At 73.0% G+C, this 22,901-nt stretch carries 25 protein-coding genes; 17 read left to right on the plus strand and 8 right to left on the minus strand.

Annotation, left to right across the window (positions count from 1 at the left end; translation table 11 throughout):
• The first annotated feature begins 48 nt into the window (after positions 1-48).
• The 4 genes from QF032_RS25640 to QF032_RS25655 are packed head-to-tail and all read left to right on the plus strand — an operon-like array spanning position 49 to position 3,549.
• A complete protein-coding gene (locus QF032_RS25640; protein WP_307045673.1) occupies positions 49-987 on the plus strand; it encodes an ABC transporter ATP-binding protein in 939 nt (312 codons plus the stop codon).
• A complete protein-coding gene (locus QF032_RS25645) occupies positions 984-1,724 on the plus strand; it encodes an ABC transporter permease (protein ID WP_307045674.1) in 741 nt (246 codons plus the stop codon). The genes QF032_RS25640 and QF032_RS25645 overlap by 4 nt, the downstream gene beginning before the upstream one ends.
• On the plus strand, positions 1,721-2,938 hold the full coding sequence (locus QF032_RS25650; RefSeq protein WP_373430380.1) for a sensor histidine kinase: 1,218 nt from the start codon (positions 1,721-1,723) through the stop codon (positions 2,936-2,938). The genes QF032_RS25645 and QF032_RS25650 overlap by 4 nt, the downstream gene beginning before the upstream one ends.
• The gene (locus QF032_RS25655; protein WP_307045677.1) at positions 2,935-3,549 is read left to right on the plus strand and encodes a response regulator transcription factor; all 615 of its coding nucleotides are present in this window, start codon (positions 2,935-2,937) and stop codon (positions 3,547-3,549) included. The genes QF032_RS25650 and QF032_RS25655 overlap by 4 nt, the downstream gene beginning before the upstream one ends.
• 317 nt (positions 3,550-3,866) lie before the next feature.
• Here the strand turns inward: QF032_RS25655 and QF032_RS25660 are convergent, their stop codons facing one another.
• Positions 3,867-4,709, minus strand: a complete 843-nt coding sequence (locus QF032_RS25660) for a transglutaminase-like domain-containing protein (protein WP_307045679.1) — start codon at positions 4,707-4,709, stop codon at positions 3,867-3,869.
• On the minus strand, positions 4,706-5,785 hold the full coding sequence (locus QF032_RS25665; RefSeq protein ID WP_307060370.1) for a GNAT family N-acetyltransferase: 1,080 nt from the start codon (positions 5,783-5,785) through the stop codon (positions 4,706-4,708). The genes QF032_RS25660 and QF032_RS25665 overlap by 4 nt, the downstream gene beginning before the upstream one ends.
• 141 nt (positions 5,786-5,926) lie before the next feature.
• Here QF032_RS25665 and fdxA point away from each other — a divergent pair, with 141 nt between their 5' ends.
• The gene (gene fdxA, locus QF032_RS25670) at positions 5,927-6,247 is read left to right on the plus strand and encodes a ferredoxin (RefSeq protein ID WP_007495984.1); all 321 of its coding nucleotides are present in this window, start codon (positions 5,927-5,929) and stop codon (positions 6,245-6,247) included.
• A 109-nt stretch (positions 6,248-6,356) separates the two neighbouring features.
• On the plus strand, positions 6,357-7,451 hold the full coding sequence (locus QF032_RS25675) for a bifunctional succinyldiaminopimelate transaminase/glutamate-prephenate aminotransferase (RefSeq protein ID WP_306949440.1): 1,095 nt from the start codon (positions 6,357-6,359) through the stop codon (positions 7,449-7,451).
• A 179-nt stretch (positions 7,452-7,630) separates the two neighbouring features.
• On the opposite strand, the gene QF032_RS25680 is transcribed toward QF032_RS25675, so the two are convergent.
• Together QF032_RS25680 and QF032_RS25685 are read right to left on the minus strand one after the other, a co-directional pair.
• The gene (locus QF032_RS25680; protein ID WP_307057654.1) at positions 7,631-8,035 is read right to left on the minus strand and encodes an ATP-binding protein; all 405 of its coding nucleotides are present in this window, start codon (positions 8,033-8,035) and stop codon (positions 7,631-7,633) included.
• 284 nt (positions 8,036-8,319) lie between these two features.
• Positions 8,320-9,354, minus strand: coding sequence for a heavy metal transporter (locus tag QF032_RS25685; protein ID WP_307045682.1), 1,035 nt, complete (start codon positions 9,352-9,354; stop codon positions 8,320-8,322).
• Between the two features lie 95 nt (positions 9,355-9,449).
• Between QF032_RS25685 and dapE the strand changes: the two genes are divergently transcribed.
• Together dapE and QF032_RS25695 are read left to right on the plus strand one after the other, a co-directional pair.
• Positions 9,450-10,529, plus strand: a complete 1,080-nt coding sequence (dapE, locus tag QF032_RS25690) for a succinyl-diaminopimelate desuccinylase (protein ID WP_307045684.1) — start codon at positions 9,450-9,452, stop codon at positions 10,527-10,529.
• Positions 10,530-10,639: 110 nt separating this feature from the next.
• Positions 10,640-11,398: an LOG family protein gene (locus tag QF032_RS25695; protein ID WP_306949436.1), complete on the plus strand. Its 759-nt coding sequence runs from the start codon at positions 10,640-10,642 to the stop codon at positions 11,396-11,398.
• Positions 11,399-11,456: 58 nt separating this feature from the next.
• On the opposite strand, the gene folP is transcribed toward QF032_RS25695, so the two are convergent.
• Entirely contained in the window at positions 11,457-12,317 is an 861-nt protein-coding gene (folP, locus tag QF032_RS25700; RefSeq protein WP_307045686.1) for a dihydropteroate synthase, read from the minus strand.
• Positions 12,318-12,445: 128 nt separating this feature from the next.
• Between folP and QF032_RS25705 the strand changes: the two genes are divergently transcribed.
• Positions 12,446-12,799, plus strand: coding sequence for a DivIVA domain-containing protein (locus QF032_RS25705; protein WP_307050303.1), 354 nt, complete (start codon positions 12,446-12,448; stop codon positions 12,797-12,799).
• Positions 12,796-13,380 carry a DNA-3-methyladenine glycosylase I gene (locus QF032_RS25710; RefSeq protein WP_306949434.1) on the plus strand — a complete coding sequence of 195 codons (585 nt, stop codon included), beginning with the start codon at positions 12,796-12,798 and terminating at the stop codon, positions 13,378-13,380. The genes QF032_RS25705 and QF032_RS25710 overlap by 4 nt, the downstream gene beginning before the upstream one ends.
• A 24-nt stretch (positions 13,381-13,404) precedes the next feature.
• Here QF032_RS25710 and QF032_RS25715 read toward each other — a convergent pair whose 3' ends face one another.
• Positions 13,405-14,196, minus strand: a complete 792-nt coding sequence (locus tag QF032_RS25715; protein ID WP_307045689.1) for an enoyl-CoA hydratase/isomerase family protein — start codon at positions 14,194-14,196, stop codon at positions 13,405-13,407.
• Between QF032_RS25715 and QF032_RS25720 the strand changes: the two genes are divergently transcribed.
• Together QF032_RS25720 and QF032_RS25725 are read left to right on the plus strand one after the other, a co-directional pair.
• Entirely contained in the window at positions 14,195-14,440 is a 246-nt protein-coding gene (locus QF032_RS25720; protein ID WP_307045691.1) for a hypothetical protein, read from the plus strand. The genes QF032_RS25715 and QF032_RS25720 overlap by 2 nt on opposite strands.
• Positions 14,441-14,586: 146 nt before the next feature.
• Entirely contained in the window at positions 14,587-14,754 is a 168-nt protein-coding gene (locus QF032_RS25725) for a DUF3117 domain-containing protein (RefSeq protein WP_003966491.1), read from the plus strand.
• A 234-nt stretch (positions 14,755-14,988) separates the two neighbouring features.
• On the opposite strand, the gene QF032_RS25730 is transcribed toward QF032_RS25725, so the two are convergent.
• Entirely contained in the window at positions 14,989-15,687 is a 699-nt protein-coding gene (locus tag QF032_RS25730; RefSeq protein ID WP_306955947.1) for an O-methyltransferase, read from the minus strand.
• A 235-nt stretch (positions 15,688-15,922) separates the two neighbouring features.
• Here QF032_RS25730 and sigE point away from each other — a divergent pair, with 235 nt between their 5' ends.
• The 5 genes from sigE to QF032_RS25755 all read left to right on the plus strand — a co-directional run bounded on the left by sigE (position 15,923) and on the right by QF032_RS25755 (position 21,658).
• Positions 15,923-16,633: an RNA polymerase sigma factor SigE gene (gene sigE / locus QF032_RS25735; protein ID WP_306949431.1), complete on the plus strand. Its 711-nt coding sequence runs from the start codon at positions 15,923-15,925 to the stop codon at positions 16,631-16,633.
• Entirely contained in the window at positions 16,630-17,610 is a 981-nt protein-coding gene (locus QF032_RS25740) for an anti-sigma factor family protein (protein WP_307045693.1), read from the plus strand. Before sigE ends, QF032_RS25740 begins: the two co-directional genes overlap by 4 nt.
• 102 nt (positions 17,611-17,712) lie before the next feature.
• Positions 17,713-20,103 carry a trypsin-like peptidase domain-containing protein gene (locus QF032_RS25745; protein WP_307057656.1) on the plus strand — a complete coding sequence of 797 codons (2,391 nt, stop codon included), beginning with the start codon at positions 17,713-17,715 and terminating at the stop codon, positions 20,101-20,103.
• Between the two features lie 262 nt (positions 20,104-20,365).
• A complete protein-coding gene (locus QF032_RS25750) occupies positions 20,366-20,827 on the plus strand; it encodes a sec-independent translocase (RefSeq protein WP_307045697.1) in 462 nt (153 codons plus the stop codon).
• A gap of 171 nt (positions 20,828-20,998) precedes the next feature.
• The gene (locus QF032_RS25755) at positions 20,999-21,658 is read left to right on the plus strand and encodes a hypothetical protein (RefSeq protein WP_306949427.1); all 660 of its coding nucleotides are present in this window, start codon (positions 20,999-21,001) and stop codon (positions 21,656-21,658) included.
• Positions 21,659-21,725: 67 nt separating this feature from the next.
• Here QF032_RS25755 and QF032_RS25760 read toward each other — a convergent pair whose 3' ends face one another.
• Entirely contained in the window at positions 21,726-22,859 is a 1,134-nt protein-coding gene (locus QF032_RS25760) for an Mrp/NBP35 family ATP-binding protein (protein WP_107442045.1), read from the minus strand.
• Positions 22,860-22,901: the final 42 nt, after the last annotated feature.

The raw sequence follows: 22,901 nt of genomic DNA on the forward strand, positions 1-22,901 counted from the left end.
ACGTCCGACACTGCCGCCCGGTGGGCCCGCCCGGTGACGATTGCCGTCATGACGACGCAGACAGCACCGGTGGTCGGATTCGACCGGGTGACCAAGAGCTTCGGCGACGTGCGGGCCGTGGACGGCCTGACGCTCGACCTCCGGCCGGGGGAGACCGTGGCGCTCCTCGGCCCCAACGGCGCCGGCAAGTCCACCTCCCTCGACCTGCTGCTCGGCCTCAAACACCCCGACAGCGGCGCCGTCCGGCTCTTCGGCGCCACCCCGCGCGAGGCGATCGTCGCCGGGCGGGTCGGCGCGATGCTGCAGAGCGGCGGCCTGATGGACGAGGTGACGGTCGCCGAGCTGGTCGGCCTCGCCTGCCGGCTGCACCCCAAGCCGTACCGGCCCGCCGACGTGCTGGCTCGCGCCGGCGTCGCCCAGATCGCCGACCGCAAGGTCGACAAGCTCTCCGGCGGCCAGGCCCAGCGGGTGCGGTTCGCCCTCGCCACGGCCGGCGACAGCGATCTCATCGTCCTGGACGAGCCCACCACCGGCATGGACGTCACCACCCGGCAGGCGTTCTGGGCCACCATGCGCGAACAGGCGGACCAGGGCCGCACGGTCCTGTTCGCCACCCACTACCTCGAAGAGGCCGACGCCATCGCCGACCGGGTGCTGGTCCTGCACCGGGGCCGGCTGCTCGCCGACGGCACGGCGGCCGAGATCAAGGCGAAGGCCGGCGCCCGCCGCATCGCCTTCGACCTGGAGGGCGAGATAGACGAGGCGGCCCTGCGCGCCCTGCCGTTCCTCACCTCGCTGACCGTGTCCCACAGCGGCTCCGCCGCCGGGTCCGGCCGGACCGTGCGCATCCAGTCCGCCGACGCCGACGCCACCGTCCACGCGGTGTACGGACTCGGCCTCTACCCGCACAACCTCGAAGTCGCAGGGCTCGGCCTGGAACAGGCCTTCGTCGCCCTCACCACCGCCGAGGAGGCGAAGACCCGGTGAACGGCCTGATCAAGCTGGAACTCACCCGCGCCCTGCGCAACCGCAAGTTCCTGTTCTTCTCGGTGATCTACCCCTCCGTGCTGTTCCTGCTGATCGCGGGCAGCTCCGACAGCAAGGAGAAGATCGACGGCACGGGCCTCACGCTGCCGACGTACATGATGGTCTCGATGGCATCCTTCGGCGCCCTCACGGCCGTCCTGATGGGCAACAGCGAGCGCATCGCCAAGGAACGGCAGAGCGGCTGGGTGCGGCAGCTGCGGCTGACCACCCTCCCGGGACGCGGCTACGTCCTCGCCAAGACCGCGAGCGCCGCCGTGGTCAGCCTGCCCTCCATCGTCGTCGTCTTCGCCGTCGCCGCGGTCGTGAAGGACGTACGGCTGGACGCCTGGCAGTGGGCCGCGCTCACCGGCGCGATCTGGGCCGGCAGCCTCGTCTTCGCCGCCCTGGGCGTGGCGATCGGCTACCTCGCGACCGGGGACGCCGTCCGCCCCATCACGATGATCACCTACTTCGGCCTGTCGATCCTCGGCGGTCTGTGGATGCCCACGACGACCTTCCCGGGCTGGCTGCAGGACATCGCCAGGTGGGTGCCGACCCACGCGTACGCTGCCCTGGGGCAGGCGATCGAACAGAACCGGGCCCCGCATGCCGAGGACATCGTGATCCTGGCCGTCTTCTTCGCCCTGTTCACGGGCGGCGCGGCCTGGCTGTACCGGAAGGACACCCTGAAGGCGTGAGCGCCATGACGGACGACCCGCGATACCGGGACGGCCTGGAGGACATCGAGGGCAACCGGATCCTGCCGGGCGGGCCCGCCCGCAACCGGCGGGAACTGTGGCGGCGCAAGCTGCTCTGGATCGGGGTCTGGCTGGTCTTCCTCAGCTCGCCCGTGCACGACCTGGTCTCCGGGCAGCACACCACGTCCGGCACGGCGGCAGGCTGGCTCGGACTCGCGGTGTTCGTCGCGCTCTACCTCGCGCTGCTGTTCCGGAACATGGGGGACACGCCCTACCCGGCGAAGGTCGTCCACTCCCTCATCGGGTCCATGGCCGTGCTGGCCACCGTCCTCTCCCTGACCCTCGGCTCCGCCTGGCTCGGCCTGTACTGCTACGTCTCCGTCGCCTGCGGAAGCGTGCTGCCGATGCGGCAGGCGCTCTGGGCGATCCCGGGCACGGGAGCCGTGCTCCTCCTCGTCGGGCTGCGCACCGCCGAGGAGGAGGCCCTGAACCTGCTCCTGCTGGTTCTGCTCATCGGTTTCGCGATGACGGGCGTGAGCCAACTCGTCCGCACTACGATCGAGTTGCGCAAGGCGCGGGCGACGGTCGCCCAACTGGCCGCGAACGAGGAGCGGTTGCGTCTGGCGAGGGACCTGCACGACCTGCTGGGACACTCGCTGTCCCTGATCACGCTCAAGAGCGAGCTGGCCGGCCGGATGCTCCCCGACCACCCCGACAAGGCGGCCCGGCAGGTCGCCGACATCGAACAGGTCAGCCGGCAGGCCCTGGTCGACGTCCGCGAGGCGGTCACCGGCTACCGCCGCCCCCGGCTGGCCGCCGAACTCGCCGGTGCGCAGGTCGCGTTGACGGCGGCCGGCGTCATCGCCGGACTGCCCGCCGAACCGGACCTCGACGGCGTCCCCGAGGACAGCGAGGCCGCCCTCGCCTGGGCGCTGCGCGAGGCGATCACCAACGTCGTCCGGCACAGCGGCGCCGACCGCTGCACGGTGGACGTCGTGCGCCGCCAGACCCTCGACGGCCCCGTCCTCGAACTCTCGGTCGAGGACGACGGGTCCGGCGGCTCCGGCAAGGGCCCCGGCAACGGCCTGACCGGCCTGACGGAGCGTCTGGAGAAGGCGGGCGGCGTGCTGGAGGCGGAGCGCCTCAAGCGCGGCTTCCGCCTGGTCGCCCGGGTCCCGGCGGGCGACGTGCCGGACGTAGGATCCCGCTCATGAGTGGCACGATCAAGGTTCTGCTGGCGGAGGACCAGTCGATGGTCCGCGAGGCCCTGGCGGCCCTGCTCGGCCTCGAGGACGACATCGAGGTGGTCGCCCAGGTGGCGCGCGGCGACGAGGTCCTCGCCGCCGCCCGCGCCCACGACGTCGACGTCGCCCTCCTCGACATCGAGATGCCGGGCGCGACGGGCATCGAGGCGGCCGCACAACTCCACAAGGAACTCCCGGGGTTGAAGTTGGTCGTGCTGACGACCTTCGGCCGCCCCGGCTATCTGCGCAGCGCCATGGAGGCCGGCGCCGACGCCTTCCTCGTCAAGGACGCGCCCGCGGCGCAACTCGCGGAAGCGGTGCGCAAGGTGCTGGCGGGCGAGCGGGTCATCGACCCCACGCTGGCGGCGGCGGCACTGGCGGGCGGCGCCAACCCGCTCACCGACCGGGAACGCGAGGTCCTGCGGGCGGCGGCCGACGGCTCGACCAACGCCGAACTGGCGGTGGCCCTGCACCTGTCCCAGGGAACGGTCCGCAACTACCTGTCGACGGCCATACAGAAACTGGCGGTACGCAACCGCGCGGAAGCGGTGCGGATCGCACGGGAGAAGGGCTGGCTGTGACGAACGGGCCGCACGGCCGAGGTCGCGCCGTCCCACTCCGCCCCTGACACCGCGCCGACGCACTCTCCGGACGCGACCGCGACCCGCGCGCTCCCCGTAGTCGACCGCGGGCTCGCGCTCGCCCGGGCGTGACCGCGGCCGGCGCGTGCCATGAACGCGGCCGCGACCCGCGCGTTCCATGAACGCGACGCGACCCGCGCGTTCCCCGCACTCGGCCGTGGGCCGCGTGCTCCCCGGACCCGACCGCGGTCCGTACCCCCGGGCACGACCGCAGCCGCAACCCGCACTTGCCGGGGAGGCGACCGCGGCCCGGGTGCTCAGTTCAGCAGGGACCGGGCGGCGAACGCCTCGCCGCGTACCCGCTCCGCCGTGCCCTCGTCCACGACCTCCACCAGCCCCGCGTACTCCTCCAGCTCGGCGGCCCCGCCGAGGAAGTCCCCCCGGCGCACCAGCAACTGCCCGCGCTCGTACCGCAGCCGGGCCGGATGCGAGGGCACCGCCAGCGCCAGCTCCACGGCCCACAGGGCGACGTCCGACCGCTCGGGCCGGGCCGCGGCCCACGACCGGATGTTGTTCAGAATCCGCATCACCACGTCCAGCGGCTCCGCCGGCGTCAGCATCGACGGCTCCAGCGGCGCGCCCGTCGCACCGGTGACGAGCAGGTCGGCGTCCTCACCGGTCAGCAGCCGTCCCCCGTCGAAGGGGTCGACCAGCACCTGCCGCCCGATGTCCTCGGGCGGTCCGAAGCCCGCCACGAAATGCCCCGGCAGCGCCACCCCGTACACCGGCGCCCCGGCCCGCCGCGCCACCTCCACCCACACCACGGACAGCAGGATCGGCAGCCCCCGCCGCCGCACCAGCACCCGGTCCAGCAGCGACGAGTCCAGCCGGTCGTAGTCCGCCGCGGAACCGCGGAACCCGTACCGCTCGCCGAGCAGCTCCCGCAGCGCCTCCGCCCACGCCGCGGGCCCGCCGGGCCGGTACGGGACCTGCCCGGCCAGCCGGTCCAGCTCGATCTGCCCGGCGTCCAGACCGTCCTCGCCCCCGGCCGGGTCCGCCGCCGCTCCGACCAGCAGGCACAGCAACGCCAGATCGGGCCGCTCGGACCGCGCCTCGGCCGCGAACCGCTCCCGTACCTGCGCCCACTCGAATCCGCTCACGACGCCTCCGACGACCGGCCGCGCGAGCGCTCCTCGGCCGGTTCTTCGGCCGGCTCCCGGTAGTGGTGGTACGCGTGGTGGGCCGCGAAGCCCAACCCGGCGTAGAGCGCCCGCGCTCCCGCGTTCTCCTCCTCCACCTGCAGCCAGGCCGCCGACGCACCCTCGTCGAGCGCCCGGCGGGCCAGCGCGGCCATCACCGTCGTGGCGAGTCCCCGGCGGCGGTGCGCCGGAGCCACCTCGACGGCGGCGAAGCCGGCCCAGCGGCCGTCCACGACACACCGTCCGATCGCGGCCGGGGCCCCGCCCTCCGGCGCGGGCACCGACGCGAACCACACCGACGGCCCTGCCCCGCTCCCGGCTTCGCCCGGGCGGGTGGAGCCCCCGGCCAGCACCCGCAGGGCCACCTCGCTCACCCCCTTGCGCCCGTAGCGCGCAAGCCACGCCTCGTCGGCAGCCCGGGACAGGACCACGCCCTCGGGCTCCGCCCGGTCGGCGACCGGCGCCAGGGCCCCGACCCACAGCTCCGCCGTCACCTCACGCACCCACCCGCGCCGCTCCAGCTCCGCGCAGAGCGGCTCCTCGGTCCCCTCGGCACCCGTCGCCGTCTGCACGTAGGCGGGCAGCCCGCGTGCGCCGTACCAGGCCCGTACGGCGTCCAGGACCGTGTCGAGGGGCATGCCGGGGTCGCCGAGCGGCAGCACCGAGTTGGCCCGGCGGGTGAACCCGGCGGCCGCCCGCAGCTCCCACGCGCCGAGCCGTGCGCTCTCCAGCGGCCGCCAGGCCCGCGCGGCGACGCCGGCCAGCTCCCGGTAGCCGGCGGCCGGCCCCCGGCGGCGGGCCGGAGCGGCGGGCACGACCTTCCCCGCGACCAGCGAGGACGCGTCAACACGGACGCTCTCCCCGCCCTTCCGTGTGATCGCGAGCACACCGTCGTCCCATGATGTGAGAACCCCGACCGTGTCGGTGAATTTCCCATCGGCGGCTCCAGCGGGGGTCAAGCACCGCACGGAGACGCGTTTTCCCACGTCAGCAGCGGTGATGCGGACCTCGAGACGTCCGGCGGCCGAGATTTCCACAGGTCGGTTCACCCCTCCTGTTCGGATCATGCCCAAGAACGGAGATACTAGGTGGCGGGCATCGACGACGCCGCGCTCCCGCGCGCCAGGCGGCGGAGCCTGAGGAGGCCCGCCAGCGCCCAATCGAGGAGGAACGACAGCGTGACCTACGTCATCGCGCAGCCTTGTGTCGACGTCAAGGACAAGGCGTGCATCGAAGAGTGCCCGGTCGACTGCATCTACGAGGGCCAGCGGTCCTTGTACATCCACCCGGACGAATGCGTCGACTGCGGCGCCTGTGAGCCGGTCTGCCCGGTCGAGGCGATCTTCTACGAGGACGACACTCCGGAGGAGTGGAAGGACTACTACAAGGCGAATGTCGAGTTCTTCGACGAGCTCGGCTCGCCCGGTGGCGCCAGCAAGCTGGGGCTGATCGAGCGCGACCACCCCTTCGTCGCCGCGCTGCCGCCGCAGGCCGAGTAGTCCGCAGCGGCCCGCAACCGTGCCGCCTCGGTCCCGTACGGCCTGATCAGGTCTGATCGCCGTACGGGGCCGAGGCGTTTGCCGTACGTACGAAAGTGAGCCAGTCACCGTGTCCTCCGCAGTCTCCGACCGACTTCCCACCTTCCCCTGGGACAAGCTGGAGCCGTACAAGAAGACGGCCGCAGCCCACCCGGACGGCATCGTCGACCTCTCGGTCGGCACCCCGGTCGACCCGGTCCCCGACCTGGTCCAGAAGGCCCTGATCGACGCGGCGGACTCCCCGGGCTACCCGACGGTGTGGGGCACCCCGGCCCTGCGCGACGCGATCACCGGCTGGCTGGAGCGCCGCCTGGGCGCCCGCGAGGTCACCCACCGGCACGTGCTGCCTATCGTCGGCTCCAAGGAGCTCGTGGCCTGGCTGCCGACCCAGCTGGGCCTCGGCCCCGGCGACAAGGTGGCCTACCCGCGGCTGGCCTACCCGACGTACGAGGTGGGCGCGCGCCTGGCCCGCGCGCGGTACGAGGTCTACGACGACCCGACGGAGCTCGACCCCGCGAACCTCAAACTGCTCTGGCTGAACTCCCCGTCCAACCCCACCGGCCGGGTGCTGTCCCAGGCCGAGCTCACCCGTGTGGTGGCCTGGGCGAGGCGGCACGGGGTGCTGGTCTTCTCCGACGAGTGCTACCTGGAGCTGGGCTGGGAGGCCGACCCGGTCTCGGTCCTGCACCCGGACGTCAACGGCGGCTCGTACGAGGGCATCGTCTCGGTCCACTCGCTCTCCAAGCGGTCGAACCTGGCCGGGTACCGGGCGGCCTTCCTGGCGGGCGACCCGGCCGTCCTCGGCCCCCTGCTGGAGATCCGCAAGCACGGCGGCATGATGACCTCGGCGCCCACCCAGGCGGCCGTCGTGGCCGCCCTCGGCGACGACGCCCACGTCCGTGAGCAGCGCGAACGCTACGCCGCCCGGCGCGCCCTGCTGCGCGAGGCGCTGCTGTCGCACGGCTTCCGCATCGAGCACAGCGAGGCCAGCCTCTACCTCTGGGCCACCCGCGACGAGTCCTGCTGGAGCACGGTCGCCCATCTGGCCGACCGGGGCATCCTGGTGGCCCCCGGCGACTTCTACGGCGAGGCGGGCGAGAAGTTCGTCCGCGTGGCGCTGACGGCGACGGACGAACGCGTGCGCGCGGCGGTGGAGCGCCTGTGACGGCGTCCTCGCGGCGCCACGCCCGGCCGGCGCACAACGCGACGGGGCCAGGCTGACGCACAGCGCGACGGGGCCCGGGGAGCAGCAGGCTCCCAGGACCCCGTCGTGGGCTCGATCGGTCGCTCGATCAGTCGGACCGAGTGGCCGGCCCGAGTGGTCGGACCGTGCGGCGGCCGGTGTCAGCCGATCGGCAGGCTCTTCACCGGCAGGGTCTGGGCGCCGGGCAGTCCGCCCTTGGTGAGGGAGTCCGTCGGCAGTCCGCCCTTGGTGGCGGTCGACGCGGTGTCCCCGAGGAGGCCGCTGGCGGAGCCCGCCGCCTCGCCGGCCGTCTTCTGCGCCACCGGCGCCGCCTTCTGGACGGTCTTGCCGCCGGCCTTGTCCGCGAGCCCGGTGACGTGGTGCGTCGCGCCGTCGACGGTGCTGCCGACGTTCGCCGTGTCCAGGGCGGTCAGTCCGCCGAGGCTCGGGGTGGCGGGAAGGGCGGGAGCCGCGCTGGCGGAGCCGGCCGCACCGACTCCGGCGGCCGCTCCCGCAGCGACGAGCAGCGCGGCACGGGCGATCCGGCGGGTCAGGGGGAGAGACATGTTGCTCCTTCGACGGGAGTGAACAAGGACTGTCCGGGCCCGGACGCAGTGACTACCGCTCGAGATCCACGAAGGTTGCGCACAGCCGACGTAAAGAGTTGGCAATGCGTCGCATTATCGGTTGCGTATAAAAACGGGCAAATACCGCCCCGGCTGAAAGTGCGGCGAACCCCGGGCCCCTTTGTCCGCAAGGGTTTCCGTGTGCGGAGGGGTGACGGCGCGAAAACCTGAGCACCCTGCCGAACGGGGGGTCGCCACATGACCCGGCCGGGTGACGTCCCGCACTACTGAGCGGTGACGATCCGCACGTCGCCGGCGCCGCCGCCCGCCGCCGAGGCCCCGACGCCCTCCGCGCTGGTCGAACCGCTCTTCCGCCACCGCGTGTCGGAGGTCCCCGAGACCCACTCCCGGCCCGCGTACGAGACGCGCTCGATACGCAGCGCCGAGGCGTTGGCCACCGCCCAGTGCGCCAGCTGCCAGCCGCGCTCGTCGACGCTGCGCCCGTCGGCGGCGGTGTCCTCGGACACCGGCAGCATCACGGTCCGCTCCCCGCTCTCGACGGCCGGCACCTCGCCGGACGGCGACGACGAAGAGGCCGACGAGGACGACGCCGTGCCCTTCCCGCCCTTCTGCCGGTGCGAGCCCCGCCCGAAGTCGCGCTGCAGCGCCGCCCGGACCGCCGCCGGGCCGGTGGCCGTCGTGGCCGACGCCGACCCCGGCGCCGACGCCGTCGTGTCGACCGAGCGGCCGTCGCAGGTCAGCGTCGCCTGCGAGGTCCCGGTGAGGGCGGCGGCGAGCAGCACGGCGTCCCCCTCGTGCTTGGCGTACGCCTCCGGGTAGCCGCTGCGCTGCACCCGCTGGGCGGCGACGGTGAGCGGCAACTCGGTGTAGTCGCGCACCTTCTCCAGATGCTTGTAGAAGATGTCCGCCGCGTAGGCGGGGTCGGTGACCTGTTTCTCGGTGCCCCAGCCCTGCGAGGGCCGCTGCTGGAACAGGCCGAGCGAATCCCGGTCGCCGTGGGCGAGGTTGCGCAGCGCGGACTCCTGGATGGCGGTCGCGAGCGCGATGGCCACGGCCCGCTCGGGCAGGGCCCGGTCGGTGCCGACCGCGGCGATCGTGGCCGCGTTCACCGCCTGCTCCGGCGTGAACTCATACGTCGTCGTCCCGTCAGCGGAAACGACTCTGCAGCCCGGATCGCCGGTGCCGCCGGCGACGTACTGCACCACGACGTAGCCCGCGACGGCGGACAGGACCACGCAGGCCGCCCCGAAACGGAGCAGGCGGCCGCGACGCTGGGAGGAGGGTGACTGCTTCGGCACGCGTCCAAGGTACTGGAGAGTAGTGAAAAGGAGGAGGTGGATGTGCAGAGGTGGGGAAGAGCAGGGCGGCCGACCGGCGCGTTAGGGTCGACGACATGGCCGACACCCCGCTTGACCTCACTCTGGACGCCGCCGCACTGACCGCGAGGCTCGTCGACTTCCGTTCGGAGAGCGGCGCCGAGAAGCCGCTCGCGGACGCGATCGAGATCGCGCTGCGCGCGCTGCCCCACCTGACGGTGGACCGGCTCGGCAACAACATCGTCGCCCGCACGCACCTCGGCCGCGCGCAGCGCGTGGTCCTCGCCGGCCACGTCGACACGGTGCCGATCGCCGGCAACGTGCCCTCGCGGCTGGACGAGGACGGGGTGCTCTGGGGCTGTGGCACCTGCGACATGAAGTCGGGGGTGGCGGTCCAGCTGCGCATCGCGGCGACGGTGCCGGCCCCCAACCGCGACCTGACGTTCGTCTTCTACGACAACGAGGAGGTCGCCGCGGAGCTCAACGGCCTCAAGCACGTCGCCGAGGCCCGCCCGGAGTGGCTGGCCGGCGACTTCGCGGTCCTGCTGGAACCCTCCGACGGACAGGTCGAGGGTGGCTGCCAGGGCACCTTGCGGGTGCTGCTGAGGACGCGGGGCGAGCGGGCCCACTCGGCGCGCGGCTGGATGGGCTCCAACGCGATCCACGCGGCCGCCCCGATCCTGGCCCGGCTGGCCGCCTACGAGGCGCGCCGGCCCGTCATCGACGGACTGGAGTACCGAGAGGGCCTCAACGCGGTCGGCATCACGGGCGGTGTGGCCGGCAACGTCATCCCCGACGAGTGCGTCGTCACGGTCAACTTCCGCTACGCGCCGGACCGCAGCGAGGAGGAGGCACTCGCCCACGTCCGCGAGGTCTTCGCCGACTGCGGCGTCGCGGAGTTCACGGTCGACGACCACAGCGCCGCCGCGCTGCCCGGCCTCTCCCATCCGGCCGCCGCGGCCTTCATCGAGGCGGTGGGCGGCACCCCGCTGCCCAAGTTCGGCTGGACGGACGTGAGTCGCTTCTCCTCCCTCGGCGTGCCCGCCGTCAACTACGGCCCCGGCAACCCGCACTTGGCGCACAAGCGGGACGAGCGCGTGGAGACGGCCAAGATCCTGGCGGGCGAGGAGCGGCTGCGGGCCTGGCTGACGGCCTGAGGGAAGGCCCGGCGCGTCGGCGCTGTACGGCGGACACGCCGACGTCCCCCGTACGTAACCCGCGTGGATCTACGCTGAGGTGGAACCGACGCAAGCAGAGGGAGCTCACCATGGCTACAGGGAACCCCGAGGGCAAGAAGCAGCCACCGGACGAACAGCGCCTGGGACCGGTCCTTCGCAGGCGGGACCAGGTGCAGTCGAGCACGACCGACCAGCGGCTGCTGGACGAACGCGCCCCCTCGGACTGGGTGCACACCGACCCCTGGCGGGTCCTGCGCATCCAGTCGGAGTTCATCGAGGGCTTCGGCACCCTCGCCGAACTTCCCGCGGCGATCAGCGTGTTCGGGTCCGCCCGGACGCCGGTGGGCTCACCGGAGTACGAGGTCGGGGTACGGCTGGGCGGCGCCCTCGTCGACGCCGGGTGGGCCGTGATCACGGGCGGCGGTCCGGGCGCGATGGAGGCCGCCAACAAGGGCGCGAGCGAGGCGGGCGGCGTCTCCGTGGGCCTCGGCATCGAGCTGCCGTTCGAGCAGGGGCTCAACCCGTACGTCGACATCGGCCTGAACTTCCGCTACTTCTTCGTGCGGAAGATGATGTTCGTGAAGTACGCGCAGGGCTTCGTGGTGCTGCCCGGCGGTCTCGGCACGCTGGACGAGCTGTTCGAGGCGCTCACCCTCGTCCAGACCCAGAAGGTCACCCGCTTCCCGATCGTCCTCTTCGGCACGGAGTACTGGGGCGGCCTGATCGACTGGCTGAAGAACACCCTGATCGCCCAGGGCAAGGCCGCCGAGAAGGACCTCCTCCTCTTCCACGTCACGGACGACGTCGAGGAGGCGGTGGCACTGGTGTCGAAGGAAGCGGGCCGCTGACGTTCGCCCCGTCGGGGCATCGGCCCCCGGACCGGGCGGGCGGCGAGGGCGGGGGCGACTACGCGAGCCCCCGCCGCGCCACCGCCGGCGCCCGATGCCCCGCGATGGCGGCGACCATGTCCAGCACCTGCCGCGTCTCCGCCACCTCGTGCACCCGGTACACCTGCGCCCCCAGCCACGCCGACACCGCCGTCGTCGCCAGGGTGCCCACCACCCGCTCCTTCACCGGCCGGTCCAGCGTCTCCCCGACGAAGTCCTTGTTGGACAGGGAGACCAGCACCGGCCACCCCGTCGCCACCATCTCGTCGAGCCGCCGGGTCGCCTCCAGGCTGTGCCGGGTGTTCTTCCCGAAGTCGTGCCCGGGATCGATCATGATCGACTCCCGCGGCACCCCCAGCTCCGCGGCCCGCTCCGCCAGCCCCAGCGTCACCCGCAGGATGTCGGCCATCACGTCGTCGTAGGTCACCCGGTGCGGACGCGTCCGCGGCTGCGCGCCGCCCGCGTGCGTGCACACCAGCCCCGCCCCGTAGCGGGCCGCGACCTCCGCCAGCCCCGGATCCACGCCGCCCCACGCGTCGTTCAGGACGTCCGCGCCCGCCTCGCAGACCGCCTCCCCGACCTCGGCCCGCCAGGTGTCCACGCTGATCACCACGTCCGGGAAGCGCCGCCGCACCTCGGCCACGAAACCGACGGTCCGCCGGACCTCCTCCCGCGCCGTCACCTCTTCACCCGGGCCGGCCTTCACCCCGCCCACGTCGATGATGGCCGCCCCCTCCGCCACCGCCTGCTCCACACGCGCGAGGGCCGGCTCGTCCAGGAAGGTCGCGCCCTGGTCGTAGAAGGAGTCCGGGGTCCGGTTCACGATCGCCATGACCACCGGCTCGTGCGCGCCGAATTCCCGCCTGCCCAGCCTGAGCATCCCCTGTGACCTCTCCTCGAACGTCCTGCACAACCACCGCCTGCGACCCTAGCCGCCACACCCGCATGGCACGATCGGACCCACACATCCACTCCGAGCACACCGAGCGTGGGGGCCCACCGATGGTTATGTTCTTGTTCCTGGTCATCGCGCTCGCCGTGGTGGTCGCCGCGGTGACCCTCGCCGTGCTCGGCGGCGGCGAGGGCACCGGCCCGCTGCCCGAGGTCGCCCCCGAGCGGCTGCACGACCCGCTGCCCCCGGACCGCCCGCTCGACCGGTCCGACGTCGACCGCCTGCGCTTCCCCCTCGCCGCCCGCGGCTACCGCATGTCGGACGTGGACGACGCGCTCAACCGCCTCGCCGCCGAGCTCGCCGAGCGGGACGCCCGCATCGCGGACCTCGAGTCCGCGCTGGCCGGCGCGCAGGCCCCGGCCGCGCCCCACGTCTCGATGGAGAAGCAGGCCCCGGAGGACCAGCGGTGAGCGACGGCGTCGCCCTCGCGGGGCCGGACGGCGCGCTGCGCTGCCCCTGGGCCCTGTCCACGCCGGACTACGTGACGTACCACGACGAGGAGTGGGGCCGCCCGGTCCACGGCGACGACGCGCTGTTCGAGCGCCTCAGCCTGGAGGCCTTCCAGTCCGGCCTGTCCTGGATCACGATTCTGCGCCGCCGCCCGGGCTTCCGTACCGCCTTCGCCGATTTCAAGATCGCCTCGGTCGCCGTCTTCACCGACGAGGACCGCGCCCGGCTCCTCGCCGACCCCGGCATCATCCGCAACCGCGCGAAGATCGACGCCACGGTCGCCAACGCGCGCGTGCTCGCCGGCTGGGCGCCGGGCGAACTGGACGAGCTGATCTGGTCCCACGCCCCGGACCGGGCCGGCCGCCCGGTCCCAAGGACCCTCGCGGACGTCCCCGCGGTCACCGACGAGTCGACGGCCCTGTCCAAGGCCCTCAAGAAGCGCGGCCTGCGGTTCGTCGGGCCCACGACGGCGTACGCCCTGATGCAGGCGTGCGGCCTGGTGGACGACCACCTGGTCAGCTGCGTGAGCAGGGTCGGCTGAGGCCGGCGGGGCCGCCCCCCGGGCTCACCGGCCCAGGTACTTCGGCGTTGCCTTCTCGACGAACGCCCGCACCGCGATGGTGTGGTCCTCGGACGCTCCCGCCCGGGTCTGCAGTTCGTCCTCCTTGTCCAGCGTCTCGGCCAGTGAGTGCGAGAACCCGTAGGCCATCGCCTCCTTGATCGCCGCGTACGCCACCGTCGGCCCCTCGGCCAGCATCCGCGCCAGCTGCTCGGCCGCGGTGCGCAGCGAGGCCGCCGGGACGATCCGGTTGGCGATGCCCAGTTCGTGCGCCTCCTTCGCCGTGATGCTGCGCGGGAAGAGCAGCAGGTCGGCGGCCCGGCCCGGACCGATGACCCGGGGCAGGGTCCACGACACGCCGGAGTCGGCGGTCAGCGCCACCCCGGCGAACGAGGTGTTGAAGGACGCCGTGTCGGCCACGATGCGGTAGTCCGCGGCCAGCGCGAACCCGAGGCCCGCACCGGCGGCGACCCCGTTCACGGCGGCGACCACCGGCTTCGGGGCCTCCGTCAGGGCCCGCACGATCGGGTTGTAGTGCTCCTTGACCGTGCTCATGACCTCCCCCGAGCCGGCGGCCAGCAGCCCGATGTGCTCCTTGAGGTCCTGCCCCACGCAGAAGGCCCGCTCGCCGGCGGCGGTCAGCAGGACGGCCCGTACGGCGTCGTCGGCCGCCGCGGACCTGACCGCCTCCCGGAGGGCGACCTTCGCGGCGACGTTGAGCGCGTTCATCGCCTCGGGGCGGTTCAGCGTGATCGTCGCGAGCCCGTCGGTCACCTCGTAGAGCACGGTGTCGGTCATGGAGTTTCCCCTCCGCGTCGCGGCTTCGACGCATTACTCGACGTATTACTCGTCAGTACATCCGGTGTACGAGGACAGCATGGCGGAGATCATCGTCCGCCGACCGGACGCGACGTGTGACCTGCGTCAAAGAATTCGGGACGATTTCCGGTGCGCGGAAGTCCGTGCGGCGGCGCAGTATCGCAGTCACATCGCCGAATTGAGTGGTTTTGCTCGCGCGCGTTGCCCAAGCGATGCCGACTGATGTTGGTCATCGGGTCCTGAGATGCGGGATAATGGCTGGGAAGCAATGTGTTCGATGCCGGTGTCGCGTGTCCCACGCTGGATCGCGGCTGCCCTCCACGGGCCGTCGGCTTTGGCGATGAGCTGGTTTCAGGAAGGGGAACGAGCATGGCGGCCATGAAGCCGCGAACGGGTGATGGCCCGCTCGAGGTGACCAAGGAGGGGCGGGGCATCGTCATGCGCGTTCCGCTCGAAGGCGGCGGGCGGCTCGTCGTCGAGCTGACCCCTGACGAGGCCGACGCGCTCGGCGACGCCCTGAAGAAGGTCGTCGGCTGACGCGCAAGCGACCCTGTTCTCTTCGACCGCTCCGGCGTCCTTCTGGGCGCCGGAGCGGTCGTGTTCGCACGCCTCTCGCGATCCCCGGCACACGTCCGGGAGAGGGGTCGGGCCCTGACGGCTCAAGAGCCCAAGAGGCCAACAGACCAAGGGGCCAATGGCCGTCCGGGACTCGACGGCCGCCGCCGGACCGCCGTCAGCGGGCCGGACGCGGCGCGCGGGGCGTCTGCGTCGTCAGCGTTTGACCGCGCACAGCAGCCCGTCGCCGACCGGCAGCAGTGAGGGCACGAGCTCCTGGCTCTCGCGCACCGCCCGCAGCAGCTCCCGGATGCGTATGACCTCCGTGGGCTGCGGCCCCGAATCGACCGTGCGCCCGTTGGCGAAGACGCCCTCGAAGGCCACCATGCCGCCGGGGCGCAGCAGGCGCAACGATTCAGCGAGATACTCCTGCAGCTCCAGACGGTCGCCGTCGCAGAAGACGAGGTCGTAGCCGGCGTCCGCGAGGCGGGGCAGCACGTCGAGCGCGCGGCCCGGGATGAAGCGGGCCCGGTTGCTGGCGAAGCCGCAGGCGCGGAAGGCCTGCCGGGCGAACTGCTGATGCTCCGGCTCCGGGTCGACGGTCGTCAGGACGCCGTCCGGGCGCATCCCGTACAGCAGGTGGATCCCGGAGACGCCGGTACCGGTGCCGATCTCGGCGACCGCCTTCGCGTCCACGGCGGCGGCGAGCATCCGCAGCGCGGCGCCCGTGCTGGGCGACACCGAGCGCAGCCCTGCCTCACGGGCGCGGTCGCGGGCCCAGCGCAGCGCTTCGTCCTCGGCGGCATAGGCGTCGGCGAACGCCCAGCTTGCCTGCCGGTTGCCGGTAATGACCCTCTCCTGTCCCCGTGGTTGCCTCGGCGTGACTGTATCCGTTGCCGCCGGGAACCCGCAGATGGGACCGGACGTTTGAAGGGGTGGGAACGACGACGGGGGGACACAGTTGGATCACGATGGGGGACCGGGCGCCGACCAGGCGCTGACGCGGCCGTGCGACCCCGGTCGGCGTACAACAATCTCTCGTAAAACCGCTTATCCGGAGCTAACGGGCGAGGTGGCTATGGTAGGGGCTCCACTGGACACCACCAGAGCCGACAGGGGAGGTGCGGCCGCACGCGTTGATCGGGGACGAGTGCTGCGGCGCTTTCTCGGGTCGGCGGGCAGGCCGAAATCCGTGAACGACACCGCTGCTGACCACAGCCACGCCGGCGCCGCCGCCGGACAAGCCCAGACCGCGACCTTCACCACCGACGCGGACGGGCAGGCGTGGACTCCGCCCACGTGGGAGGAGATCGTCAGCATGCACAGCGGCCGGGTCTACCGGCTCGCCTACCGGCTGACCGGCAACCAGCACGACGCCGAGGACCTCACCCAGGAGGTCTTCGTCCGCGTCTTCCGCTCCCTGTCGACGTACACGCCGGGCACCTTCGAGGGCTGGCTGCACCGCATCACGACCAACCTCTTCCTCGACATGGTCCGCCGCAAGCAGCGCATCCGTTTCGACGCGCTGGGCGACGACGCGGCCGAGCGGCTCCCCAGCAAGGAGCCCACCCCCCAGCAGCTCTTCAACGACGCCCACTTCGACGCGGACGTCCAGCAGGCTCTCGACACCCTCGCGCCCGAGTTCCGTGCCGCGGTCGTCCTCTGCGACATCGAGGGCCTCTCCTACGAGGAGATCGCCGCGACCCTTGGCGTCAAGCTGGGCACCGTCCGCTCGCGCATCCACCGCGGCCGTTCCCAGCTGCGCAAGGCCCTCGCGCACCGCTCGCCCGAGGCGCGCGCCGGACGCCGTCCCCTCATGGCGCGCGTGCCCGCTCTGGGAGGAGGGGGCGCGACCGCGTGAGTGGATCCCGACACAACGCCGCCGAGAGGCTCCTCGCGGAGCAGCATCTCGGAGACCGGCTCTCCGCCCTGGTGGACGGCGAGCTCGGTCACGACACCCGTGAGCGCGTGCTGGCGCACGTGGCGACCTGTCCCAAGTGCAAGTCCGAGGTCGACGCGCAGCGCCGGCTGAAGAACGTCTTCGCGGAGGTCGCACCGCCCACCCCCTCCGAAAGTTTCCTGGCCCGTCTCCAGGGGCTTCCCGGGGGAGGTGATCCGGACCCCGGCGGCCCGCGGCCGGGCGGGGGCGGCTTCACCGACGGAGTCTTCGGAGTGAGAGGGACGCGACGGGAGGAGCCGTTCGAGTTCGGCTATGTGCCGGCCCGCGATCACGGCTCCGTGTTCTCCCCCGCGTCGGACCGGGGCTTTCGCATCCACCCTCTGGGCCGGGGCGGCGAACGTCATGACTCCGAGCGGTCCCGCGGCATGCGGTTCGCGTTCGTCGCCGCCGGCGCGGTGTCGCTGGCCGCGATCGCCCTCGGCGGCATGACCACCGTCGCCCCGATCGACACGACCGCGGACGGCCGGGCCGGGGCGGGCTCCGGAAGCAACGTGACGCCGGCCCGCACTCCGGGCACGGGCTCCTCGGCGACATCGGAGAGCCAGCGTCGTCGCGCCGCGGGCCCCCTGCTCTCCCAGGGCGGCCAGCTCGGCGACACCCCGGCGGCCCCGACCGAGGCCTCCGCTCCGCTGCTGCCCGGCGTGCCCGCTCCGGCCGCCGGCCGGGGCGACCAGGTCCTGCACCGGCTCACCACGCCCATGGTGGCCGGGGCCGCGGCCATGTCCCCGCTGATACGTCCGCTCGGCACGACCCCGCCGACCTCGCTGACCGCCTGGAGCGCAGCACCTCAGGTCACCGGTATCGATCTGCTCGCCGCACCCGCCCCCGACACCACCGCCGCTCCCTCCTCCTCCCCCTTCCTGCGCAACGCTCGCTGAGCCGGGCCCGCGCCACTCCGCCGCGAACCTGGTTGAATCCAGGGATGACCGCGTTCGGCCAGGCTGCCGGACGCGAAAGCGGAGTGCGCGGGTGGGGAGAGCATGGACGAGGGGAAGCCCACGAAGGCGAAGTGGTGGAGTCGGCCTCGACCGCAGGAACCCACGGGGGACCGGCACACCGCGGACGACGCCGGCAGTGCGCCTGCGCCCCCGCCGCCCACCCCGGACGGCGACTTCGAACTGGCCCGGCCCGCCGGCCCCGTGGACCCCGTCGCGGCCCCTGCTTCCGACGAAGCCCCCTCGACGCAGATGGACGGCCCCGCGGGCCCGGCGTCCGGTGAGACACGCGCCCATGACGCCGCGCCGCGCCGCGAGGACGGCCTCGCCGACGGAGCCTCCGACGCGCCCGGTACGGCCGACGCCTCCCACAGCGACGCCCCTCACGGCGACGCCGTGCCCAGCGACGAGGTCTTCGGCGGGACGGGCTCGCAGGAGGCGTCCGCCTACCCCGGTGCCGACCGCGCCGACGTCGTTCCCGTCGTCGAGTCGGCCGCTGTCCCGGAGCCGGTCGCCGTCGAGCGCCCCAAGCCGTTGCACGACCCCGACCCGTACAGCACCCCGCCGTACGGCGAACCGGGCCCCTGGGCGCCCGCACCCCCCGTCCAGCACCCGGCGATCGCTGCCGCCCCCGGCGGCGCGGCGACTCCCGGCGTGACCGTCCCCCCGTCGGCCCCGTCGGCCCCGTCGGCCCTGCGGCAGGCGGCCCCGCTCCCGCCCGCCCCGTCGGCTCCGTCGGTCCCGCGGCAGGCGGCCCCGCTCCCGCCCGTCCCCGGGCCGTGCCCGCCGCCCGCCGATCCGGCACCGGCCATCGGCACCACCCCCGGCACCGCCTCGGCCGCCACGTCCGGCACCGGAGCCCCCGGCCCCGGCTCGGCGGCCATGTCCGGCAGCGCCGACGCACCCGGCCCCGGCTCGGCCGCCATCTCCGGCGCCACCGCCAGCGCCGCCAGCGCCGCCACCCCCGCCACCTCCGGTGACGTGCCGGTCGGCGCTTCCGGGGCCGGCTCCGTCGACGCCCAGGGCGCCGTGCCCAGGCCGGATCAGGCTGCGGCACCCGTCCCGGATGCCGATGCCGCTCACGGCACAATTCCCGCGGCCCTCGCCGACCCCGGGTACCTCCTCGCCTCCCCAGCCGTATCCGGATCGGCCCCGTCAGCCCCGTCAGCCCCGTCCGGCCAGTCCGGCCAGTCCGGACGTGACGGGGGCTTCGACCCATGGCAGCGCTACGACCCGTGGGCTGCCGGGTCGCGGCTGGAAGCGCAAGCGGGCGGCGGGACGTGGCAGCACAGCGGGGCCGAGGCCATGGCCGCCGGGGAGCGGCGGCGCAGGGTACGGAGACAGCTGGTGGGCGGTGCTCTCGCCGTCGCGCTGGTGTCCGGCGTGCTCGGCGGAGCCGTGGGCGTGTATCTCGAGCGCAACGGCGGGCTCGACCCGGTCCGGCTGCCGCAGGCGTCCGCCGAGCCCGCCGGACGGGCCGCGGACAGCGTGGCCGGGATCGCCGCCCGTGCCCTGCCCAGCGTCGTCACCCTGCACGTCAGCGGCAGCGACGAGGGCGGTACGGGCACCGGATTCGTCCTCGACTCGCTCGGTTACATCCTCACCAACAACCACGTCGTCGAGCCGGCCGGGAGCGACGGCGGGATAACCGTCGTCTTCAACGGCGGCCAGACAGCCGAGGCCGAGGTCGTCGGCCGGGACAGCGGATACGACCTCGCCGTGGTGCGGGTGACCGGTGTGAAGGGGCTGAAGCCCCTGTACCTCGGCAACTCCGACAACGTCCGGGTCGGCGACCCGGTCGTAGCCATCGGCGCCCCCTTCGACCTCGAGGGCACCGTCACCTCAGGCATCATCAGCGCCAAGGAACGGCCCATCACGGCCGGCGGTGACGGCGGGGACGCCGACGACGTGTCGTACGTCGACGCCCTGCAGACCGACGCGCCGATCAACCCCGGCAACTCGGGCGGGCCGCTCCTCGACGCGCAGGGCCATGTCATCGGCATCAACTCCGCGATCCGCTCCGCCGACGACGGCGTGGGCGCCGGCAACGCGCGGTCCGGTTCGATCGGCCTCGGCTTCGCCATCCCGATCAACCAGGGCAAGCGGGTCGCCGAGGAGCTGATCAACAACGGCAGGGCGACCCACCCGGTCATCGGCGTCAGCCTCGACCTGCAGTACGCGGGCGACGGCGCCCGGATCAGCGCGAAGGGCGGTGACGGCGGCCCCCCGGTCACCGCGGGCGGCCCCGGCGCCCGGGCCGGGCTGCGGGCCGGAGACGTCGTCACCCAGGTCGACGGACAGCGCGTCCACTCCGGCGAGGAGCTGATCGTCAGAACCCGCGCCCACCGGCCCGGCGACCGCCTGCGGCTGACGATCCTGCGCGACGGCGCCGAGCGCACCCTCACGCTGGTCCTCGGCTCGTCCGGCGGCGGCTGACACGCCGCGCCCCGGCCCGCGCGGCCCGCACACCTCCGTTCGCCCGCCGATTGACGGAAACGTCACAGGCCGGACCGCGAAAGTCGGTCCGGCATGGCAAACAACGCGGAAAACCGGCCGCGTACACGCAGACGGAGGTCCGGGACAGTACCGGTCGGACAGGTGCGACAGGTACCGTGGACCCGGCCCGGACCACGGAAGACCCGAACTGACCACTGAGGGCCCGAGGACCGAGGACCGAGGACATCGCAAGGAGCTTCAGGTGTTCAATGACATAGGACCGCTCGAGCTGGTGACGCTGATCGTCCTGGCCGTGCTCGTCTTCGGTCCGGACAAGCTCCCGAAGGTCATCCAGGACGTGATGCGCACCGTCCGGAAGATCCGCGAGTTCTCCGAGAGCGCCAAGGCGGACATCCGCAGCGAGCTGGGGCCGGAGTTCAAGGACTTCGAGTTCGAGGACCTCAACCCCAAGACGTTCATCCGCAAGCAGCTGGACAACGACGAGCTGGGGCTGAAGGAGCTCCGCAACGGCTTCGACCTGAAGAAGGAGATGGCCGAGGTCACGGACGCGGTCCACAGCCGCGACACGGACACCGCCGCCTCGGGTTCGTCGTCCTCCTCGCCGTCCTCGTCCCCGTCCGGCGGCGGTCGTGTCGACATGACCAAGAAGCCCGAGGAGCCCGGCAAGGACGACCGTCCGCCCTTCGACGCGGACGCCACCTGAGTCACCCACGCCCCCCCCGATGTGAGGGGGCGCACGCCGCACGCGCCGGGTGGATTCCCGGCAGCCGGGAGCGGGGTGGCTATGCTGCCTGGTTGTTGTGCGGAGCGGACGAGTACGCCCGAAGGGGGGCGGGCCGGTCGTTCCGTCGAGAACGAGGAGGCGTCCGGGCACATGGAGACGACGAGTCGGGCAGTCGCGCAGACGCCGGCCGCGGAGGGCGGACCACAGGTCCCCTCCGTCCGGCGTACGGTCGACGGCTACCTGGAGGCACCCTTTCCCTGGTACGGCCTCGACGAGGCCTTCACGGGGCCGCGCTGGCTGATGCAGGTGGGCACGGCGGCCGACGGGGCCGTCGAGCACGGCTGCGTCGGACACGGCGACGAGCCCTCCGTACGGCACGAGACGGCGGGCGAGGACCGAGGGAAGTTCGCGGTCGTCGTGACCGTCGCCGCGAACCCCGTCCGGCGCAGCCCGGACGGCACCGGTCTGCTCGAGGCCACCTCCGTGTCCTCGGCGGCCTGGCTGGCAGGTGTGGGCCTGCTGTCCTTCACCTGGCCGGGCCAGATGGACCACAGCCTGCGCGACGACTGGCTGGACCAGCAGACCGAGACGGCGTGGGTCCTCGCCGACGACCTCGCGGGACCGGACTGGTCGACGCTGTCGCTGCCGGTCGACGGTGTGCCGACCCCGTTCCACTACCGCGAGTCCGAGTTCGGCTGGGTGCTGGCCGGTTCCACCGAGGGCGGGGTGCACCTGGGGGCGTACGGACGCGGCATGAGCGCGTACGGCCTCGGTTTCTCCGCGATCAAGGACATCGCCGAGTACGCCTAGGCACGACGAAAAGGGTGCCCCCCGAGCGGAGGGCACCCTCACGGGCGGGCGACGCCGTGGTGCCGGTCTAGAACTTGTTCCTCGGGGTGATTCCCAGCGACAGTCCCGACAGGCCGCGCTGCCTGCCGCCGAGCTTGCCCGCGATGGCCCGCAGCGCGGAGCCCGCCGGGGACTCGGGGTCGGTCAGGACGACCGGCTTGCCCTCGTCACCGCCCTCGCGCAGCCGGACGTCGATCGGGATGGAGCCGAGCACCGGGACGTTGGCGCCGGTCGTGCGGGTGAGGCCCTCGGCCACCGACTGTCCGCCGCCGGTGCCGAAGACGTCGACCATCTCCCCGCAGTGCGGGCACGGCAGGCCGGACATGTTCTCGACCACGCCGACGATCTTCTGGTGGGTCTGCACCGCGATGGAGCCGGCCCGCTCGGCGACCTCGGCCGCCGCCTGCTGCGGGGTCGTCACCACCAGGATCTCGGCGTTCGGGACCAGCTGGGCCACCGAGATCGCGATGTCGCCGGTGCCCGGCGGAAGGTCGAGCAGCAGCACGTCCAGGTCGCCCCAGTACACGTCCGCCAGGAACTGCTGGAGCGCGCGGTGCAGCATCGGGCCGCGCCAGACGACCGGGGCGTTGCCCGGGGTGAACATGCCGATGGAGATGACCTTCACGCCGTTCGCGGACGGCGGCATGATCATGTTCTCGACCTGCGTGGGACGGCCGTCCGCGCCCAGCATGCGCGGCACGCTGTGGCCGTAGATGTCGGCGTCGACCACGCCCACCTTCAGGCCGTCGGCCGCCATCGCCGCCGCCAGGTTCACCGTCACCGACGACTTGCCGACGCCGCCCTTGCCCGACGCCACCGCGTACACGCGGGTCAGCGAGCCCGGCTTGGCGAACGGGACCTCGCGCTCGGTCTGGCCGCCGCGCAGGGCGTTCGCCAGCTCCTTGCGCTGCTCGTCGCTCATCACGTCCAGAACGACGTCGACGCGGGTCACGCCCTCCACGGCGGAGACCGCGTCCGTGACGCGTTGCGTGATCGTCTCGCGCATCGGGCAGCCGGAGACCGTCAGGTACACGGCGACCGCGACCGCCCCGTCCGCACCGATCTCCACCGACTTCACCATCCCGAGCTCGGTGATGGGCCGGTTGATCTCGGGGTCGTTCACCGTCGCCAGTGCCTCGCGCACCGCGTCTTCGCTAGCCATAAGCACGATGGTACGGCGCGCCGCGGTGGCCCCGGTAAGCCC

The sequence above is a fragment of the Streptomyces achromogenes genome, assembly GCF_030816715.1.
Classification (GTDB): Bacteria; Actinomycetota; Actinomycetes; order Streptomycetales; family Streptomycetaceae; genus Streptomyces; species Streptomyces achromogenes_A.

Coding starts and splice junctions, on each gene's coding strand:
- QF032_RS25640 (WP_307045673.1), top strand. CDS start 49: ATGACGACGCAGACAGCACCGGTGGTCGGATTCGACCGGGTGACCAAG.
- QF032_RS25655 (WP_307045677.1), top strand. CDS start 2,935: ATGAGTGGCACGATCAAGGTTCTGCTGGCGGAGGACCAGTCGATGGTC.
- QF032_RS25680 (WP_307057654.1), bottom strand. CDS start 8,035: ATGTCTCTCCCCCTGACCCGCCGGATCGCCCGTGCCGCGCTGCTCGTC.
- dapE (WP_307045684.1), top strand. CDS start 9,450: ATGGCCGACACCCCGCTTGACCTCACTCTGGACGCCGCCGCACTGACC.
- QF032_RS25695 (WP_306949436.1), top strand. CDS start 10,640: ATGGCTACAGGGAACCCCGAGGGCAAGAAGCAGCCACCGGACGAACAG.
- folP (WP_307045686.1), bottom strand. CDS start 12,317: ATGCTCAGGCTGGGCAGGCGGGAATTCGGCGCGCACGAGCCGGTGGTC.
- QF032_RS25705 (WP_307050303.1), top strand. CDS start 12,446: ATGTTCTTGTTCCTGGTCATCGCGCTCGCCGTGGTGGTCGCCGCGGTG.
- QF032_RS25720 (WP_307045691.1), top strand. CDS start 14,195: ATGGAGTTTCCCCTCCGCGTCGCGGCTTCGACGCATTACTCGACGTAT.
- QF032_RS25715 (WP_307045689.1), bottom strand. CDS start 14,196: ATGACCGACACCGTGCTCTACGAGGTGACCGACGGGCTCGCGACGATC.
- QF032_RS25725 (WP_003966491.1), top strand. CDS start 14,587: ATGGCGGCCATGAAGCCGCGAACGGGTGATGGCCCGCTCGAGGTGACC.
- QF032_RS25745 (WP_307057656.1), top strand. CDS start 17,713: ATGGACGAGGGGAAGCCCACGAAGGCGAAGTGGTGGAGTCGGCCTCGA.
- QF032_RS25755 (WP_306949427.1), top strand. CDS start 20,999: ATGGAGACGACGAGTCGGGCAGTCGCGCAGACGCCGGCCGCGGAGGGC.
- QF032_RS25760 (WP_107442045.1), bottom strand. CDS start 22,859: ATGGCTAGCGAAGACGCGGTGCGCGAGGCACTGGCGACGGTGAACGAC.